The organism is Nonomuraea sp. NPDC049725, assembly GCF_040674795.1.
GTDB lineage: Bacteria > Actinomycetota > Actinomycetes > Streptosporangiales > Streptosporangiaceae > Nonomuraea > Nonomuraea ceibae.
In genome coordinates this window covers 1-16,399 of the sequence record NZ_JBFANJ010000022.1, presented here as the reverse complement: position 1 = coordinate 16,399, position 16,399 = coordinate 1, and the positions used below count along the sequence as shown (strand labels likewise).

The following is a 16,399-nucleotide window of genomic DNA, read 5'->3' as shown; positions in this document are numbered from 1 at the left end:
GGCTCAGCCGATCCCGTAGCGATCGGCCATCCACGCGTAGACCTGCCGGGCGGCCCGCTCGTCGCCCAGCAGGTGGATCAGCCGCGACGTGCGGCGGGTCAGCACGCAGGCGAAGCTCTCGGCGAACAGCTCCGAGACGTCCTCCCGGTACGGCGGGGCCAGGTGGGCGCGGCGCAGCGCGTGCAGCACCACCCACCACGGCTCCGCCGACGGGCGCCCGTCGGAGTCGTCCAGCGCGTGACCGAGCTCGTGGCCGCACACGTTCACCGAGGGCGAGGGGACGCTGCCGACCGCGATGCGGCGCAGCGCCGGGTCGTAGACGCCGGCGCTGCGCTCCCACGTGCCCTCCTGCTGGGGGAGCGGCAGCGCGCGCAGCTTCTCGAAGGCCGGCAGGTCGGGAACGGCTCCCGGGCCGACGACCAGGCCGCCGCTCAGGTGCTCGGCCAGCCGTCCCGCCAGCCGCCGGGGGACCGCCGCCAGCGTCATGACGGCCAGCAGCGACTCGGCCGGCGGGAAGGCGCCGGGCACCCACATCCGGGTCAGGCGGTGTTCCAGGACACCGACATGGAGCCACCCGGGCCATGCTCTGCTGGGCCTCACCACACCGCGCTCTCTCCGCGCTCTCAGCACGTCTTTCCGGTGGCCGCCCGCCGCGGCCGGATTCCATGATTGCCTATTTACCGGTGAGGAGCGGCTGATCGCGCCAACGACATGCTTGGCCCGAAAAATGACCTCATCTTTCAGCGGCCCGGGGCCCGCCTGAGCCAGAGCGCCCAAGAGGTCAGTCCGGGGGTCAGGCCGGGCGGTGGGCCAGCCCGTGGACGATCAGGTCGAGGACGGTGTCGAACGCCGGGCCCGGCTCGGCGATCAGGCCCTTCGTCTCGGCCAGCACGAACCCCGACATGAAGGCGTGCAGCACGTCGCCGGTGCGCTCGACGTCGGGCCCCGGCACGCCGGCCGCGCGCAGGATGCGGTGCAGCACGCCCCAGATGCCGCCCTCGTGGGTGATGCCCGGCTGCTGGTGGGCGTAGGCGTAGGCGAACAGGGCCGGGTAGGCGCGGGCGAGCGCGTGGTAGGCCAGCGCCAGCGCGCGCAGCTGCTCCTGCCACGGGGTGCCGTCGTCGGGCGGCAGCTCCAGCCGGTTGGCCATGCCGACGCAGATCTGCTGGATGAGCGCTTCCTTGCTCGGCACGTGGTGGTAGAGCGACATCGGGTTCACGTCGAGCTCGGCGGCCAGCTTGCGCATCGACAGGGCGTCGACGCCGCCCTCGTCCACCATGCGCAGGGCGGCGGCGTGGATCTCGCCGAGGGTCAGAGGAGCGCCCCTTCGCGCACTGGTAGCCATACGGTGTATGGTAGCAGCCATACGGTGTATGGCAACAAGCATTGGGAGTGCTCATGACGGAGATCCCGGCCCCCAAGGGCCTGCCGATCCTCGGCAACGCGCTGCAGATCCCCTCACACTCGCCGTCGGCCTACTTCGAGGAGCTGGCCGGCCGCTACGACCAGGGGCTCTACCAGGTGGACCTGGCCGGCCGGAAGGTCCTGTTCGTCTACGACCCCGACCTGGTGGCCGAGGCGTGCGACGAGAGCAGGTTCGTCAAGCGGATCGACCCGCCGCTGTCGATCGTGCGCGACTTCGGCGGCGACGGCCTGTTCACCGCCGAGCAGGACGAGCCCCTGTGGGGCCAGGCGCACCGCATCCTCATGCCGGCCTTCAGCCAGCGCTCGATGAAGGCGTACTTCCCGCAGATGCTGGAGGTCGCCGAGCAGCTCGTCGCCTCGTGGGCCCGCCGCCAGGGCGAGGACCTGCCCGTCGCCGACGACATGACCCGGCTCACGCTCGACACGATCTCGCTGACCGGCTTCGGCTACCGGTTCGGCTCCTTCGACACCCCGGAGCTGCACCCCTTCCTGCGGGCGATGGGCGGCGCGCTGACCGAGGCCATGCACCGCAACCAGCAGCTCCCGCTCCTGACGCGGCTCAAGTGGCGCGAGGAGGAGGCCTACCGGCGCGACATCGCCGTCATGCGCGAGCTCGTCGACGAGGTGATCAAGCAGCGCCGGGGCGGCACGGAGAAGTCGCAGGACCTGCTCGGCCTCATGCTGGAGGCCGCCGACCCGCGCACCGGCGAGCGCCTGCCCGACGACAACATCCGCGACCAGGTGCTCACCTTCCTCATCGCCGGCCACGAGACCACCAGCGGCCTGCTCTCCTTCGCGCTGTACAACCTGCTGCGCGAGCCGCACGTGCTCGCCCGCGCCTACGACGAGGTCGACAGGCTGCTGCCGGGCGACGAGCCGCCCACGTACGAGACGATCATGAAGCTGGACGTGATCCCGCGCATCCTCGACGAGACGCTGCGGCTGTGGTCGCCCATCCCGGCCTTCGGCGTCAACGCCGTCGCCGACACCACGATCGGCGGCCACCCCATCCCGGCGGGCACCCGGATCGGCGTCCTGCTGGGCCCGCTGCACCGCAGCCCCAAGGCGTGGGAGCGGCCCGAGGAGTTCGACATCGACCGCTGGCTGCCCGAGGGCAGGAAGAGCCACCACCCGGCCGCCTACAAGCCGTTCGGCAACGGCGAGCGTGCCTGCATCGGCCGCCAGTTCGCGCTCACCGAGGCCCGGCTCGCCCTGGCCATGATCCTGCGCCGCTTCGCCGTGTCCGACCCGGCCGTCTACCGGATGCGGATCAAGCAGACGCTCACCGTCAAGCCCGACGGCTTCACCGTGCGGGTGCGCGAGCGCCGGCCGCACGAGCGCAGCGTCGCCGTGCCCGACCAGCAGGCCGAGCACGGAGACATGCGCGGCGAGGAGCGGCAGGACGTCACGGTGAGCGGCGTCCCCCTCACCGTCGCCTACGGCTCCAACCTCGGCACCTGCGCCGACATCGCCGAGCGGCTGGCCGAGCGGGCCGGCCGGGCCGGCTTCGCCACCACGCTCGTCACGCTCGACGAGCTGGAGCCGCCCGAGGGCGGGCTGCTCGTCGTGGTCGCCTCCTCCTACAACGGCAAGGCGCCCGACAACGCCCAGCGCTTCGACGCGCTGGAGAGCCTGCCGCCGCTGACCGGCGTGCGGCTCGCGGTGCTCGGCGTCGGCAACACCCAGTGGCCCACCTACCAGGACTTCCCGCGCCGCGCGTACGCCAAGCTCACGGCGGCGGGCGCGGAGCCGCTGGTCGAGCGGGGCGAGGCGGACGCCGACGGCGACCTCGACGGCGACGTCACCGCCTGGACCGGCACGCTGTGGGCGGCCGTCGCCGACGTCTACAGCGCCTCGGCCGCCGACGCCGGCCCCCGCTACGAGCTGGAGGTGCTGAGCGAGGCCGAGGTCAGGCCCGCCGTCGTCTCCGCCCGCGCCGTGCCGCTGACCGTCGTGTCCAACGAGGAGCTGACGGGCGACCCGGCCGGGCTGTGGGACTTCTCCCGGGAGGCGCCGCGCCCCGGCGTCCGCTCGATCGTCGCCCGGCTGCCCGAGGGCGTCACCTACACCGCGGGCGACCACCTGGCCGTCTTCGCCAAGAACGACCCCGAGCTGGTGGAGTGGGCGCTGCGGCTGCTGCGCGTGCCCCGCGAGCAGGTCGTCCGGCTGCGCGCCCGCACCTCCAGCCACCTGCCGCTGGACACGCCGGTGACCGCCGGGCTGCTGCTCACCGAGTTCGCCGAGCTGCAGGAGGTCGCCACCCGCGCCGACCTGGAGGCGCTGGCCGCCCACACCGGCTGCCCGTGGACCAAGGGCCAGCTCGCCGCCCTGACCGACGCGTACGCCGACGAGATCCTGGCCAAGCGGGTCTCGCCGCTTGCGCTGCTGGAGCGGTTCCCGGCGATCGAGCTGCCGCTGCCCGCCTTCCTGGAGATGGCCGGGCCGATCAAGCCGCGCTACTACTCGATCTCCTCCTCGCCGCTGGCCGCCCCCGGCCTGGTCCGGATCACCGTCGGCCTGGTGGAGGGCCCGGCCTGGTCCGGCAGCGGCGAGTACCGGGGCATGTGCTCGGCCTACCTGGCCGGCCTCGGCGAGGGCGAGGTCTTCTACGGCTACGTGCGCGAGCCCGCGCCGCCGTTCCGGCTGCCGGAGGACCCCGCGACCCCGGTGATCATGGTGGGCCCCGGCACCGGGTTCGCCCCGCTGCGCGGCTTCCTGGAGCACCGGGCGCTGACCGGCGCCACCGGCCCCGCCGAGGTGTTCACCGGCTGCCGCCACCCCGAGCACGACTGGCTCTACCGCGACGAGGTGGAGGCGTGGGCCCGGCAGGGCGGCGTGCGCGTGCACACCGCGTTCTCGGCCGTGCCCGGCCACCCGCACCGCTACGTCCAGGACGCGCTCGCCGCCGCGGGCGATGCCGTGTGGGACCTGCTCGAACGGGGCGCGTACGTGTACGTGTGCGGCGACGGGCTGCGGATGGCGCCCGCCGTCCGGGCCGCCCTGTCCGCCCTGTACCGCGAGCGCACCGGCGGCGGCGCGGGCGAGGCGGAGACCTGGCTGGCCGGGCTGGAGGAATCCGGCCGCTACCAGCAGGACGTCTTCGCCTGACGCCGGTATGAGGTGCCTCCCGCGAGGGAAGAGGGCAGGGGGGCGATTCGCGCATCATGTGCGACATATCCGTGGAACCTTCCGGAAACCTGTCCACGGCACTGTGAGAAGCCTCGGGAAGGGAGGGCGGCAATGCTGCTGAGACTGAGGGTGTCGCTGCCGGACCGGCCCGGTGGCCTCGGGCAGGTCGCCAAGGTGCTCGGGACGCTCGGCGCCGACATCCTGCAGGTCACCGTGCTGGAACGGGAGAAGGGCCGGGCCGTGGACGACTTCACCGTCTCCTGGCCCGGCGCGGCGAGCCCGCAGGAGGTGCGCCAGCGGTTCACCGACGTGCCGGGCGTGCGGATCGAGGGCGTGTGGCCGACGCGCGAGGCGCCCGGCTCCGCGCCCGACTACGACCTGCTCATGCACGTCGCCGCCGAGCCGGGGCGCGGGCTGGCGACGCTCGTCGACGCGCTGCCGGGGCTGTGCGGTGCCGAGTGGTCGGTCGCCTACGCCGACGGCGCGGTGCGGCACGCCTCGCTGGCCGCGCCCGACTACGTCGACCTGCCGGAACCGCCGCCGCGGGCCGCCTGCCTCGACACCGAGAAGCTGCGGCTGATGCTGCTGCCGGTGACCACGCAGAACCTGCACCTGCTGGTCGCGCGCGCCGACGGGCCGGTGTTCCACCGCGCCGAGCTGGAGCGGGCCGTGCGGATCGTGGACGTGGTGTCGGCGCTGGCCGCGCGTAAGTGATCGTTGACCGGCGAAACGGACGATGACTAACGTGGCCGGATGACCGTCCACGAAGCGCGCATCGGCCGTCACTACGAGGACTTCGTGATCGGCGACGTCTACCAGCACCCGCTGGGCCGCACCATCAGCGAGGCCGACAACACCTGGTTCACGCTGCTCACGATGAACACCAACCAGAACCACTTCAACGCGCACTTCGCCGCGAAGGCCCCGGCCGGGAAGATCATCGTGAACTCGGGGCTGACCGTCGCCATCGTGCTCGGCCTGTCGGTCATGGACGTCAGCCAGACCGCGCTGATGAACCTCGGCTGGGAGGAGATCCGCCTCACCCACCCGGTGTTCATCGGCGACACCCTCTACGCCGAGTCCCTGGTCACGGCCAAGCGCGAGTCGAAGTCGCGGCCGTACGCCGGGATCGTCACCTGCCGCACCCGCGGCCTCAACCAGGACGGCGACGAGATCATGTCGTGGACCCGCACGGTCATGGTCTACAAACGCGACGCCCCGCACGACAAGGGCTATTTCCCCCAGGCCAAGACCGGCCCTCTGGAAGGCTGAGCGATGGACTTCGAGCTGACCGACGAACAGCGGGCCTTCCGCGAGACGCTGCGCGCCTTCGTCGACAAGGAGATCGTGCCGGTCGCCACCGAGTGGGAGCACTCCGGCCGATATCCCACCGAGATCGTCGAGAAGATGAAGACGATGGGCCTGTTCGGCCTGTCGGTGCCCGAGGAGCACGGCGGGCTCGGCGCCGACATGGTCACCTTCGCGCTCGTCTTCGAGGAGATCGCGCGCGGCTGGATGGGCGTGGCCGGCACCATCGGCTCCCACTCCATGGCCTGCTCGATGATCGCCCGCCACGGCACCGACGAGCAGAAGCGCCTGCTGCCCGAGCTGGCCACCGGCGCCCGCCGCACCGGCATCGCGCTCACCGAGCCCGGCGCCGGCACCGACCTGCAGGGCATCCGCACCCGCGCGGTCCGTGACGGCGACCACTACGTCGTCACCGGCACCAAGACGTGGATCACCAACGCCCGTCACGCCGACCCGCTGCCCGTGCTCGTCAAGACCTCGATCACCGAGCCCGCCCACAAGGGCATGTCCGTGCTGCTCGTCGACCCGTCGGCCGAGGGCTTCGCCGTCAGCCGCGACCTGCCCAAGCTCGGCTACAAGGGCACCGAGACGTGCGAGGTGGCGCTCGACGGCGTCCGCGTCCCCGTGGGCGCGCTGCTCGGCGGCGTCGAGGGGCGCGGCATGCAGCAGGTACTCGGCGCGCTGGAGATCGGCCGCGTCAACATCGCCGCCCGCGCCGTCGGCGTCGCCCAGGCCGCCTACGACGCCGCCCTCGGCTACGCCCGCGAGCGCACCGCGTTCGGGCAGCCGATCGCCGACTTCCAGGCCATCCAGCTCAAGCTCGCCGACCTCGCCACCGAGATCCAGGCCGCCCGGCTGCTCACCTACTGGGCCGCCTCCCGCGCCGACAGCGGGCAGCGGATCGACATGGAGGCGGGCATGGCCAAGTACTTCGCCTCCGAGGTCGCGCTCAAGGCGTCGCTGGAGTCGATGCGCATCCACGGCGGCTACGGCTACTCCCAGGAGTACGTGGTCGAGCGGCTCTACCGGGACGCGCCGCTGATGGCGATCGGCGAGGGCACCAACGACGTGCAGCGGCTGGTCATCGCCCGGGCGCTCGTCTCCGGGAAGGGGCGCATCGGCTGGTAGCCGGATCTCAGATCGGGCGCACGACTACCATTACCGTCCTTTGTCCGCACATAGGGAACAAGCGGCATCGACCGGGCAAGTCAGGGTAGGTTTGGCCGGGTGTCGATCGCCCCAGCCGCATCCAGCGGCACCGCGTCCGATTCCGCCGGCTCCCACTCCAGGCTCGCCTGGCTCGACGCGCTCCGCGGAATCGGCGCCCTGGCCGTGGTGGCCGAGCACATGCTGCCGTGGTACCTGCCGTCGGCACGGCCCTACTGGTTCAGCTTCGGGGTCTTCGGCATCTTCGTGTTCTTCCTGGTCAGCGGCTACATCATCCCGGCATCCCTGGAGCGGCACGGCGACGTGCGGGCCTTCTGGCTGAGCCGCGTCTTCCGCCTCTACCCGCTCTACCTGGCCGTCTCCGTCCTGGTGCTCGCCCTGGCCTGGTGGGTGCCGGTCCGCGAGGCCGTGCCGCGCGACGGCGGGTCCGTCGCCGGGCACGCCACCATGCTGCTCGACGTCGTGGGCGTGGGCGGGCTCGCCGACACCATGTGGACGCTCTCGTACGAGATGGTGTTCTACCTGCTCGTCACCGCGCTGTTCCTGCTGAGGCTGCACGAGCGCAGCGCGCTGCTGTCGGTCCTGTTCGCCGCCACCGGCGTGGTGACCGGGCTGGTGATGAGCCGCGCCCTGTTCGGCGGCGCCTGGGTGGCGTACGCGTCCTGCGCGGTGTTCGTCGCCGGGCTCGCCTGCGTGATCGGCGGCCGGTTCCGCAGGGCGGCGGCGCTGAGCATGGGCGTGATGGCGCTCGTCCTGCTGGTCCTCAACAGCCGGGTGCCGTGGCTGGGCGCGGCCATCGTGGCGCTCATGTTCGCCGGCACCGCCGTCCACCGGTGGGAACGCGGCCAGGGCAGCCTCTGGCCCGTCGCCCTCACCACCGCGCTCGTCGCCGTCTCGCCCTTCTGGGCCGTCCAGAACGGCTGGTGGTGGGTCCAGCCCGACGTGTGGGTGACCACGATCGCGCTGTCGGCCGCGGTGTTCGGCGGCGCCATGGCGCTGCGCGGCAGACGGCTGCCGAAGGCGCTCACCTGGCTCGGCCTGATCAGCTACTCGCTCTACCTCGTGCACCACCCGGTGCTCAAGTACGTCAGCGCGGTCGCCGGTGACCTGCGCGCCGCCTCGCTGCCGGTCCAGCTCACCGCGACCGTGCTGGTCACGGCGCTGATCGTGGCCGTCAGCGCGCTGACGTACCGCTGGGTGGAACGGCCCATGCAGGAGCTCGGCCGCCGCCTGTCCCGGCGCTGGGCGACAGCGCGATAGCGACCTCCGGGTGGCGGGACAGCGCCTCGCGCACCACCGGGTCCTCCGCCATGAGGAACGCCAGGTGCCGGATCGCGTGCGCCGCCACCTGCGCCACCTCCACCCGCTCCGGCGACGGCGTCGCGGGCGCCGCGCCCCGGGCCGGCTCCGCCGCCGGCCGCCCGTCGGCGGGCAGCCACGGCTCCGGATCGGGACACACCGCGTAGGTCAGCACGATCTCGCCCGGCCGGTGGCGCCAGCTCGTCGAGTGCACCACCACCTCGTCCGTGCCCTGCTCCACCCCGGCCGCCCGGCGGGCCGCCTCGTCGGGGCTCTCACCAGGGCCGGGGGAGACCACCACGCGCCGATAGGACCAGCCGTCGCCCGCCCGCAGCAGGAGCGTCTCGACCGAGACCACGTGTCTTGCCGTCACCGCCGGCAGCCTACTGCCATCCCTGTGCAGGAACGCCCATCTCGCATGTGTGTCCCGCTCTTGCGCGAGCGGGCCCGCCCGTGGCAGTAGTCGAGGACGGGACGGAGAGAGGCGGGGGCCATGCCGGGGACGCTGGTGCTGATGGGATCGGGCGAGACGAGCCCGACCATGGTGGAGGTCCACCGGGCCGCCGCCCGCGCGCTGCCGCCCGGCGCGCGGGCCGTGCTGCTCGACACCCCGTACGCCTTCCAGGAGAACCGCGCCGACATCTCCGCCCGCGCGCGCGGCTACTTCGCCCGCAGCGTCGGCCTGGACGTCGAGGTGTCCGGCGACGTGACCGGCGCCGCCTGGGTCTTCTCCGGGCCCGGCAGCCCCACCTACGCGCTCGACCGGTGGACCGGCTCCGGCGTGGCCGCCGACCTGCGCGCCCGCGTCCGCGCCCGCGCCGGCGTCACCGTGCTCGCCTCCGCCGCCGCCTGCACCGCCGGGCTCGCCACCGTGCCCGTGTACGAGATCTACAAGGTCGGCGCCGACCCGCACTGGCGCGACGGGCTCGACCTGCTGGCGGCGCTCGGGCTGCGGGCCGTGGTGATCCCGCACTTCGACAACGCCGAGGGCGGCACCCACGACACCCGCTACTGCTACCTGGGCGAGCGGCGGCTGTCGCGCATGGAACGCGAGCTGCCGCCGGGCTCGGCCGTGCTCGGCGTCGACGAGCACACCGCGCTCGTCATCGACCTGGAGAGCGAGTCGGCCGAGGTGGCGGGCCGGGGCGTCGTCACCGTCCGCCGCCCGGCGGGGGCCGGAGCGGCGGTGACCGAGCTGCCCGCGGGGACGCGTACCGATCTGGACGAGCTGCGGCGGCTCGCGGAGGGGCGGCGGGGCGCCGCCGCCCCGGCCCGCGCCGCGCGGCCGGCCGCCGGGCGGGCGGCGCCCGAGGTGACGCTGGAGGAGAGCGCCCGCGCGTGCGAGCGGGACTTCGAGCGGGCCGCCGCCGCGGGTGACGCGCCCGCGGCGGCCCGCGCGGTGCTCGCGCTGGAGGCGGAGATCGTCAGGTGGGCGGCCGACACGGAGGAGGACGCGGGCGGCGTCGAGCAGGCGAGGGAGCTGATGCGGCTGCTCATCGCCCGGCTCGGCGAGCTGGCCGCCACGGCCGGCGTCCGCGCGCTCGTGGAGCCGCTGCTGGCGCTGCGCACCACGCTGCGCGGCCAGGGCGGGCAGGGCGGGCAGGGCGGGCAGGGCGGCTACGAGGTGGCGGACGCGCTGCGCGCCGCTCTGCTGGCGGGCGGCGTCCAGGTCGAGGACACCCCGGACGGCCCCCGCTGGGCCCCGGCCTCCTGAGCGGAGGGACGGGTCAGCGGCGCGGCTTGTCGATGCGGGCGCCGTCGGTCGTGAAGAGCATCAGGCGGTTGGGGTCCACGCCGACCTTCGCGGCGTCGCCCGCACGCCAGACGGGCCGGTTGCCGAGGCGGACGATGAGGTCGGCGCGGCGGTGGATGCCGCTGCCCGGGTGCTGCCCGACCTGCTCCTGCTCCTGCTGCTCCGGCTCGCCGCGGTTGGGCAGCAGGCGGCGGACGAGCCCGGCGATGCCGCCGGAGCCGCTGCGCTGGCCGTTGCGCAGCGCGGTGCGGTCCGGGGGCTCTGGCACGGGCACCGCGGGCACGCCGCACTCGATGTAGGCGAGCCATTCGTGCCCGTGATACTCCAGCGCCCGCACCCGCCCGAAGAACGACGGCCCGTCGTACGACTCGGGCACCGGCGCCAGCCCATCGGGCCGCATGCCGACCAGCACCTGCCCGCCGGTGTACTGCGAGATGGCGTACGCGCGCGGATCGCTCCACGGGATCGTCAGCCGGTGCGGCCCGAAGTCGAGCAGCACGTACTGGTTCTGCGGCGTGCGCACCGTCGCTGCCAGCAGGTTCAGCTGCTGCGAGTTGAGGAACGCCGCCACGAACGCCGTTGCTGGATCGTTGTAAATCTGGGCCGGAGTGCCGACGTCCTGGAGGACGCCGCGGTTCAGGATGGCGATCCGGTCGGCCAGGGTGAGCGCCTCGACCTGGTCGTGCGTCACGTAGATGGTGGTGACGCCGAGCGATCTGACCAGGGCGGAGATCTCCATGCGCAGTTCGGTGCGCATGCCGGCGTCCAGGTTGGACAGCGGCTCGTCCATGAGGAACAGCTTGGGCTGGCGGACGATCGCCCGGCCCATGGCGACGCGCTGGCGCTGGCCGCCGGACAGCGTGCCGGGGCGGCGCTCCAGGGTCTCGTCGATGTGCAGCGCCTTGGACAGCTCGGTGACGCGCTCGCGGACCATCGCGGGGTCCGACTTGGCGATCTCCAGGGGGAAGGCGATGTTCCCGCGCACGGTGCGGTGCGGGTAGAGGGCGCCGTTCTGGAACACCATGGCGACGTCGCGGTCGCGCGGCGCCAGGTGGTTGGCCATCTGGCCGTCGAGCCACAGCTCGCCGTCGGTGATCTCCTCCAGTCCTGCGATCATGCGGAGCAGGGTGGACTTGCCGCAGCCTGACGGGCCGAGGAGGACGAGGAACTCGCCGTCCTCAGCCTTGAGGCTCAGGCGATCGACCGCGAGGTGGTCACCCGGATACACCTTGGTCACTTTGTCGAGAACGACCGAGCTCATGGGCCCACACCTTGCGCACGTGTCACCTGTGACGGGGCTGATTGAAGAGGTAGTACATCGTGCCTTAACGCCGCGTGTCCACCCTTGACATAAAAGATCTCGCTCGCGGGGGTTTCGGACGGGGGTTTTGTGCATCCGAACACCTATATTTCCGGATGCGCGGTCCTGGAAGGGCTTGCGAAAACTTGCCGCAAGCCTTTCAATGGTCGAGAACTTACGGGGGGTAAACCATGACCGCGTGGTGGCGTGACGCCGTGATCTACCAGGTGTACGTGCGCAGCTTCGCCGATGGCGACGGAGACGGCGTCGGCGACCTGATAGGCGTACGCGATCGCCTGCCCTACCTCGCCGGGCTCGGCGTCGACGCGATCTGGCTGACCCCTTTCTACACCTCGCCCATGGCCGATTTCGGCTACGACGTCGCCGACTACCGCGACGTCGACCCGCTGTTCGGGACACTGGCCGACGCCAAGGCGCTCATCGACGAGGCGCACGGGCACGGCCTGCGGATCATCGTGGACATCGTGCCGAACCACACCTCCTCGGCCCACCCCTGGTTCCAGGAGGCGCTGCGCGGCCACAACCGCGACCGCTACATCTTCCGCGACGCCCCCAACGACTGGGAGTCGATCTTCGGCGGCCCCGCCTGGACCCAGGTGGACGACGGGCAGTGGTACCTGCACCTGTTCGACTCCTCCCAGCCCGACCTCAACTGGGAGCACCCCGAGGTGCGCGCCGAGTTCGAGTCGATCCTGCGCTTCTGGCTCGACCTGGGCGTCGACGGCTTCCGCGTCGACGTGGCGCACGGCATGGTCAAGCCCGCCGGCCTGCCCGACATCGGCCACACCGGGCAGACCCGGCTCATCGGCAACGACGTCGTCCCGTACTTCGACAACGACGGCGTGCACGAGATCCACCGCGCCTGGCGGCGCGTCCTCGACTCCTACCCCGGCGAGCGCATCGGCGTCGCCGAGGCGTGGGCGCCGACGCCGGAACGGCTCTCCCTGTACGTGCGGCCGGACGAGCTGCACCAGGCGTTCAACTTCCACTTCCTGTTCGCGCCCTGGGACGCCGCCGCGCTGCGCGAGGTGATCGACTCCTCGCTCGCCACCGCCGGCTCCGTCGGCGCGCCCTCCACCTGGGTGCTGTCCAACCACGACGTCAAACGGCACGTCACCCGCTACGGCAGCCTCGCCCGGGCCCGCGCCGCCGCCCTGCTCACGCTCGCGCTGCCCGGCTCCGCCTACGTCTACCAGGGCGACGAGCTCGGCCTGCCCGAAGTGCTCGACCTGCCCGCGGAGCTGCAGCGCGACCCGCAGCGGCTGCGCGACCCCGACAGCGGCCGCGACGGCTGCCGCGTGCCCCTGCCGTGGACGCGCGATTCCGGCTGGCGCGACCCGTGGCTGCCCGTCCCGCCCGCCTGGTCGGAGCTCAGCGTCGAGGCCCAGGACGGCGACCACCGCTCCACGCTGGAGCTCTACCGGCAGGCGCTCCGGCTGCGCCGCACCTTCTCCGGCGACCTCGTCTGGCACGACTCGCCCGAGGGCACGCTCGTCTTCTCCCGCGGCGACCTGCTGTGCACGGTCAACCTGACCGGCGAACCCGCCGACCTCGCGCCCGGCGCCGAGCTGCTGCTCTCCTCGGACGTCCCCGGAGCCGCCGATTCGGCCGCCTGGTGGAAAGTAAAGTAGCGGCCATGAACGGTCACGCTCGCCTAGCCGACATCGCCGCCCAGGCCGGGGTGAGCGAGGCCACGGTCAGCCGTGTGCTCAACGGCAAGCCCGGCGTCTCCGCGGCCACCCGGCAGGCCGTCATGACCGCGCTCGACCTCATGGGCTACGAACGCCCGCCCCGCCTGCGCCAGCGCAGCAACGGGCTGATCGGCCTGGTCACCCCCGAGCTGGACAACCCGATCTTCCCCGCGTTCGCGCAGGCGATCGAGAAGGCCCTCACCCAGCACGGCTACACGCCGGTGCTGTGCACCCAGCTGCCCGGCGGCGCGCCCGAGGACGAGTTCACCGAGCTGCTGGTCGACCGGGGCGTCAGCGGCATCGTGTTCGTCTCCGGCCTGCACGCCGACACCACCGCCCGGATGGACCGCTACACCCGCCTCACCGACCGGGGGCTGCCGATCGTGCTCGTCGACGGCTACAGCGAGCACATCGCCGCGCCGTTCATCTCGCCCGACGACCGCATGGCCGCCCGGCTGGCCGTCCAGCACCTGGTCGACCTCGGCCACGAGCGGATCGGCCTCGCGCTCGGGCCGCGCCGGTTCGTGCCGGTGATCCGCAAGATCGAGGGCTACCGGCAGGCGATGGCCCAGCTCCTCGGCGCCTCCGCCGCCGACGAGCTCATCACGCACTCGCTGTTCTCCGTCGAAGGCGGCCAGGCCGCCGGCGCCCAGCTCCTCACGCTCGGCTGCACCGGCATCGTCTGCGCCAGCGACCTCATGGCGCTCGGCGCGATCCGCGCCTGCCGCGAGAGAGGGCTGTCGGTGCCGGGGGAGGTGTCGGTCGTCGGCTTCGACGACTCGCCGCTGATCGCCTTCACCGACCCGCCGCTCACCACCGTGCGCAAGCCCATCATGGCGATGGCCCAGGCCGCCGTGCAGACCCTGCTCGAAGAGGTCAACGGCGCCCCCGCCAAGCACGTCGAGCTGATGTTCCAGCCCGAGCTCGTCGTACGCGGCTCCACCGGCTCCGGCCCCCTGGTCAACCGGTGAAGGACGTCCTCGTCCTCGGCGGCGCCGGCGTCGACTCCACCGTCTACGTGCCCGAGCTGCCGCTGCCCTACCGCGACACCTACCACGTGCCGCCCGTCGTCGACCGGATCGGCAACACCGGCGCCGGCGTGACGCTCGGCTGCGCCGCGCTCGGCCTCGACGTCGCCTTCGCCGACCTGATCGGCGACGACCCGCAAGGCGCGCTCGTCCGCGACGCGCTGCGCGGCGTCGACTGCGCCTGGGGCCGCGCCGAGGCCGGCACCCGGCGCAGCGTCCTGCTCGTCGGCCCGGACGGCCGCCGCACCTCCCTGTTCGACCCCAAGGCCACCCCCGGCGAACGGCTGCCGCGCCACCTTTACACCGGCGTCCGCGCCCGCCACGCCCACGTGTCCATCACCGACTTCTGCCGCCACGTCTACCCCGACCTCGCCGGCACCCCCACCTCCACCGACCTGCACGACTGGGACGGCGTCAACCCCTACCACGAGGACTTCGCCCACCGCTCCGACCTGGTCTTCCTCTCGGCCACCGCGCTGCCCGACCCGCCCGCCACCATGCGCGCCATCCTCGCCAGGGGCCGCGCCCACACCGTCGTGTGCACCCGCGGCGCCGACGGCTGCCTCGTCCTCACCCGCGACGGCGACCTGCGCGCCTTCCCCGCCGCCCCGCTGCCCGGCCCGGTCGCCGACACCAACGGCGCCGGCGACGCCTTCGTCTCCGGCTTCCTGTACGGCACCCTGCGCGGCCTGCCCGTCGACACCTGCGCCCGGCTCGGCGCCATCGCCGGCGCCCACGCCTGCACCACCCCGGGCACCCACGAATCCCCCATCACCGAAGCCACCCTCCTCGAACGCTCTCGAACATAGAAGCCCGTACGGCCGCGCCGAAGACCGGCCAGGAGGGGAACGACATGTACCTGATCTACCGCTCGTGGGGCGAAGGCGTCCTCGGCAAGTCGGTGCGGCGCTTCCCTGAGCCGACGGTGCTCGACTGGTTCCGCTCCATCTGGGCCACCCCGGACGCCGTCCACGACCTGGGCGTGCACGGGCTCGGCCACATCCCGGGCGAGGGCGGCCCGCCCCCGGCGGACATGGCCGGGTTACGCACGCTCGCCAGGTCCCGGCTGTCCGACTCCCACCAGTGCAACGTCGACGACCACAGCCTGCGCGGCCTGGCCAACGGCCTCGACCACGAGGTGGCCTACTACCTGCTGGACGACGCCGTGGCCGAGGCCGAGCCACGTCGCTGGGCGTACGCCGTGCACGACGGGCCGCTGCCCGACGGTTCCGGTGACGCGCCGTTCGACCCGCCCTGCCCGGTCACCCACCTGGGGCTGCTGTCTCCCGGCGACGGCACCGTGTACGCGATCTTCATGGAGTGCGTCGCCAAGCACGACAGCATCGGCCGGCATCGCCCCTATGCCCTGACCGGCGTGCGGCTTCCCGAGCTGGGCGCCGCACTGCGCGAGGCCGTCCCCGACGGCGACACGTGGCCGCGAGAGCTGGAGGTGCTGCGCGCCATGGTCGCGCCGGGGGAGACCGGCATCGGCCCGGCGCTGCGGCGCTGCAACGACTGGCCCGACTTCCTCGACTCGGAGACCGACGGCCACACCGGCTCCCACGAGGCCGCGCTCCGGCTGACGGCCGCCCGCCCGCCGGCGCCCTCCCTGCATCGGGAGCGCACCGTCGTCCACGTGGGCGAGCACCTGGCGCAGCTGTTCCTGTCCGGCTGGAACGACACGTACGGGCAGTGGTTCCTGTTCGACGACCGGTGGGCCGGAGCGCACCCCGACCTGGCCGCCTCGCTGACGTGGTTCGCCGCCCACTGGGACCCGGCCTGCGCGCGCCCGCACAGCAGGCTCACGACCTGCGCCGACAACCGCGTCCGCTACGTCGCCGTCGCCGGACCAGACGGCCGCCCGGTCGTGCGCCTCGGCGGCCCCCAGGACGAGGACGGCCTCGGGGACCTCTGGTCGCCCGATCGTCCCGCACCCGCCCAGCGAGTCCTCGCCACCGTCGAGCTGCAGCTCCGGCAACCGGCGCCGGACACCTGGAAGCTCACCCACTACTCCGTCGACCCGCACCGCCAGGGACGGCTCACCGCCGGGCTGCTCGCCCAGCGCATCGCCGCCGACCTGCGCGCCGAGGGAATCACGCAGGCGACCGGCTGGCTGCCCGACGACCACGCGCACGGCAAGCTCTTCCTCCGGGTCCTCGGCGACCTGGGCCGGCGGCGCCCGGACTAGGAGCTGTTTCTTGGATCAGGTTCGGAGCCAGATGACCAGGGCGGCCAGGGTGACGGTGCCGAGGAAGATGTAGGCGCGTTTGTCGTAGCG

At 72.9% G+C, this 16,399-nt stretch carries 14 protein-coding genes; 10 read left to right on the top strand and 4 right to left on the bottom strand.

From position 1 onward, the window contains the following. Positions 1 to 3: 3 nt before the first annotated feature. Positions 4 to 534 (bottom strand): hypothetical protein, encoded by a 531-nt coding sequence (locus AB0J53_RS39220; RefSeq protein WP_219509425.1) that lies wholly within the window; start codon positions 532 to 534, stop codon positions 4 to 6. A gap of 259 nt (positions 535 to 793) precedes the next feature. After that, complete coding sequence (locus tag AB0J53_RS39215; RefSeq protein WP_364181907.1) at positions 794 to 1,345, bottom strand: TetR/AcrR family transcriptional regulator; 552 nt, start codon at positions 1,343 to 1,345, stop codon at positions 794 to 796. 53 nt (positions 1,346 to 1,398) lie between these two features. On the opposite strand from AB0J53_RS39215, the gene AB0J53_RS39210 reads away from it, so the two are divergent. The 5 genes from AB0J53_RS39210 (at position 1,399) to AB0J53_RS39190 (ending at position 8,289) form a co-directional block, all read left to right on the top strand. Next, complete coding sequence (locus AB0J53_RS39210) at positions 1,399 to 4,533, top strand: cytochrome P450 (protein WP_364181904.1); 3,135 nt, start codon at positions 1,399 to 1,401, stop codon at positions 4,531 to 4,533. 132 nt (positions 4,534 to 4,665) lie between these two features. Continuing rightward, positions 4,666 to 5,268, top strand: a complete 603-nt coding sequence (locus tag AB0J53_RS39205; RefSeq protein ID WP_219509428.1) for an ACT domain-containing protein — start codon at positions 4,666 to 4,668, stop codon at positions 5,266 to 5,268. Positions 5,269 to 5,307: 39 nt separating this feature from the next. Next, entirely contained in the window at positions 5,308 to 5,826 is a 519-nt protein-coding gene (locus tag AB0J53_RS39200) for a MaoC family dehydratase (RefSeq protein ID WP_219509429.1), read from the top strand. Positions 5,827 to 5,829: 3 nt separating this feature from the next. Beyond that, positions 5,830 to 6,990 carry an acyl-CoA dehydrogenase family protein gene (locus AB0J53_RS39195; RefSeq protein ID WP_364181900.1) on the top strand — a complete coding sequence of 387 codons (1,161 nt, stop codon included), beginning with the start codon at positions 5,830 to 5,832 and terminating at the stop codon, positions 6,988 to 6,990. Positions 6,991 to 7,089: 99 nt separating this feature from the next. Beyond that, positions 7,090 to 8,289, top strand: a complete 1,200-nt coding sequence (locus tag AB0J53_RS39190) for an acyltransferase (protein WP_219509431.1) — start codon at positions 7,090 to 7,092, stop codon at positions 8,287 to 8,289. Here the strand turns inward: AB0J53_RS39190 and AB0J53_RS39185 are convergent. Then, positions 8,204 to 8,701 carry a hypothetical protein gene (locus AB0J53_RS39185; protein ID WP_364181896.1) on the bottom strand — a complete coding sequence of 166 codons (498 nt, stop codon included), beginning with the start codon at positions 8,699 to 8,701 and terminating at the stop codon, positions 8,204 to 8,206. The two genes, AB0J53_RS39190 and AB0J53_RS39185, sit on opposite strands and share 86 nt — an antisense overlap. Positions 8,702 to 8,821: 120 nt before the next feature. On the opposite strand from AB0J53_RS39185, the gene AB0J53_RS39180 reads away from it, so the two are divergent. Continuing rightward, on the top strand, positions 8,822 to 10,042 hold the full coding sequence (locus AB0J53_RS39180) for a hypothetical protein (RefSeq protein ID WP_364181893.1): 1,221 nt from the start codon (positions 8,822 to 8,824) through the stop codon (positions 10,040 to 10,042). Between the two features lie 13 nt (positions 10,043 to 10,055). Here AB0J53_RS39180 and AB0J53_RS39175 read toward each other — a convergent pair whose 3' ends face one another. After that, entirely contained in the window at positions 10,056 to 11,342 is a 1,287-nt protein-coding gene (locus tag AB0J53_RS39175) for an ATP-binding cassette domain-containing protein (RefSeq protein ID WP_219517397.1), read from the bottom strand. Between the two features lie 230 nt (positions 11,343 to 11,572). On the opposite strand from AB0J53_RS39175, the gene AB0J53_RS39170 reads away from it, so the two are divergent. From AB0J53_RS39170 to AB0J53_RS39155, 4 genes are read left to right on the top strand one after another with little or no spacing between them, the layout of a single operon-like run. Continuing rightward, entirely contained in the window at positions 11,573 to 13,033 is a 1,461-nt protein-coding gene (locus AB0J53_RS39170; RefSeq protein WP_364181890.1) for a glycoside hydrolase family 13 protein, read from the top strand. A gap of 5 nt (positions 13,034 to 13,038) precedes the next feature. Then, entirely contained in the window at positions 13,039 to 14,064 is a 1,026-nt protein-coding gene (locus tag AB0J53_RS39165) for a LacI family DNA-binding transcriptional regulator (RefSeq protein ID WP_219517393.1), read from the top strand. Next, entirely contained in the window at positions 14,061 to 14,930 is an 870-nt protein-coding gene (locus AB0J53_RS39160) for an adenosine kinase (protein WP_364181885.1), read from the top strand. The genes AB0J53_RS39165 and AB0J53_RS39160 overlap by 4 nt, the downstream gene beginning before the upstream one ends. A gap of 44 nt (positions 14,931 to 14,974) precedes the next feature. Continuing rightward, entirely contained in the window at positions 14,975 to 16,309 is a 1,335-nt protein-coding gene (locus tag AB0J53_RS39155) for a hypothetical protein (protein ID WP_364181883.1), read from the top strand. Positions 16,310 to 16,399 lie beyond the last annotated feature (90 nt).

Coding starts and splice junctions, on each gene's coding strand:
- AB0J53_RS39220 (WP_219509425.1), bottom strand. CDS start 534: ATGTGGGTGCCCGGCGCCTTCCCGCCGGCCGAGTCGCTGCTGGCCGTC.
- AB0J53_RS39215 (WP_364181907.1), bottom strand. CDS start 1,345: ATGGCTACCAGTGCGCGAAGGGGCGCTCCTCTGACCCTCGGCGAGATC.
- AB0J53_RS39210 (WP_364181904.1), top strand. CDS start 1,399: ATGACGGAGATCCCGGCCCCCAAGGGCCTGCCGATCCTCGGCAACGCG.
- AB0J53_RS39205 (WP_219509428.1), top strand. CDS start 4,666: ATGCTGCTGAGACTGAGGGTGTCGCTGCCGGACCGGCCCGGTGGCCTC.
- AB0J53_RS39200 (WP_219509429.1), top strand. CDS start 5,308: ATGACCGTCCACGAAGCGCGCATCGGCCGTCACTACGAGGACTTCGTG.
- AB0J53_RS39195 (WP_364181900.1), top strand. CDS start 5,830: ATGGACTTCGAGCTGACCGACGAACAGCGGGCCTTCCGCGAGACGCTG.
- AB0J53_RS39180 (WP_364181893.1), top strand. CDS start 8,822: ATGCCGGGGACGCTGGTGCTGATGGGATCGGGCGAGACGAGCCCGACC.
- AB0J53_RS39175 (WP_219517397.1), bottom strand. CDS start 11,342: ATGAGCTCGGTCGTTCTCGACAAAGTGACCAAGGTGTATCCGGGTGAC.
- AB0J53_RS39170 (WP_364181890.1), top strand. CDS start 11,573: ATGACCGCGTGGTGGCGTGACGCCGTGATCTACCAGGTGTACGTGCGC.
- AB0J53_RS39165 (WP_219517393.1), top strand. CDS start 13,039: ATGAACGGTCACGCTCGCCTAGCCGACATCGCCGCCCAGGCCGGGGTG.
- AB0J53_RS39155 (WP_364181883.1), top strand. CDS start 14,975: ATGTACCTGATCTACCGCTCGTGGGGCGAAGGCGTCCTCGGCAAGTCG.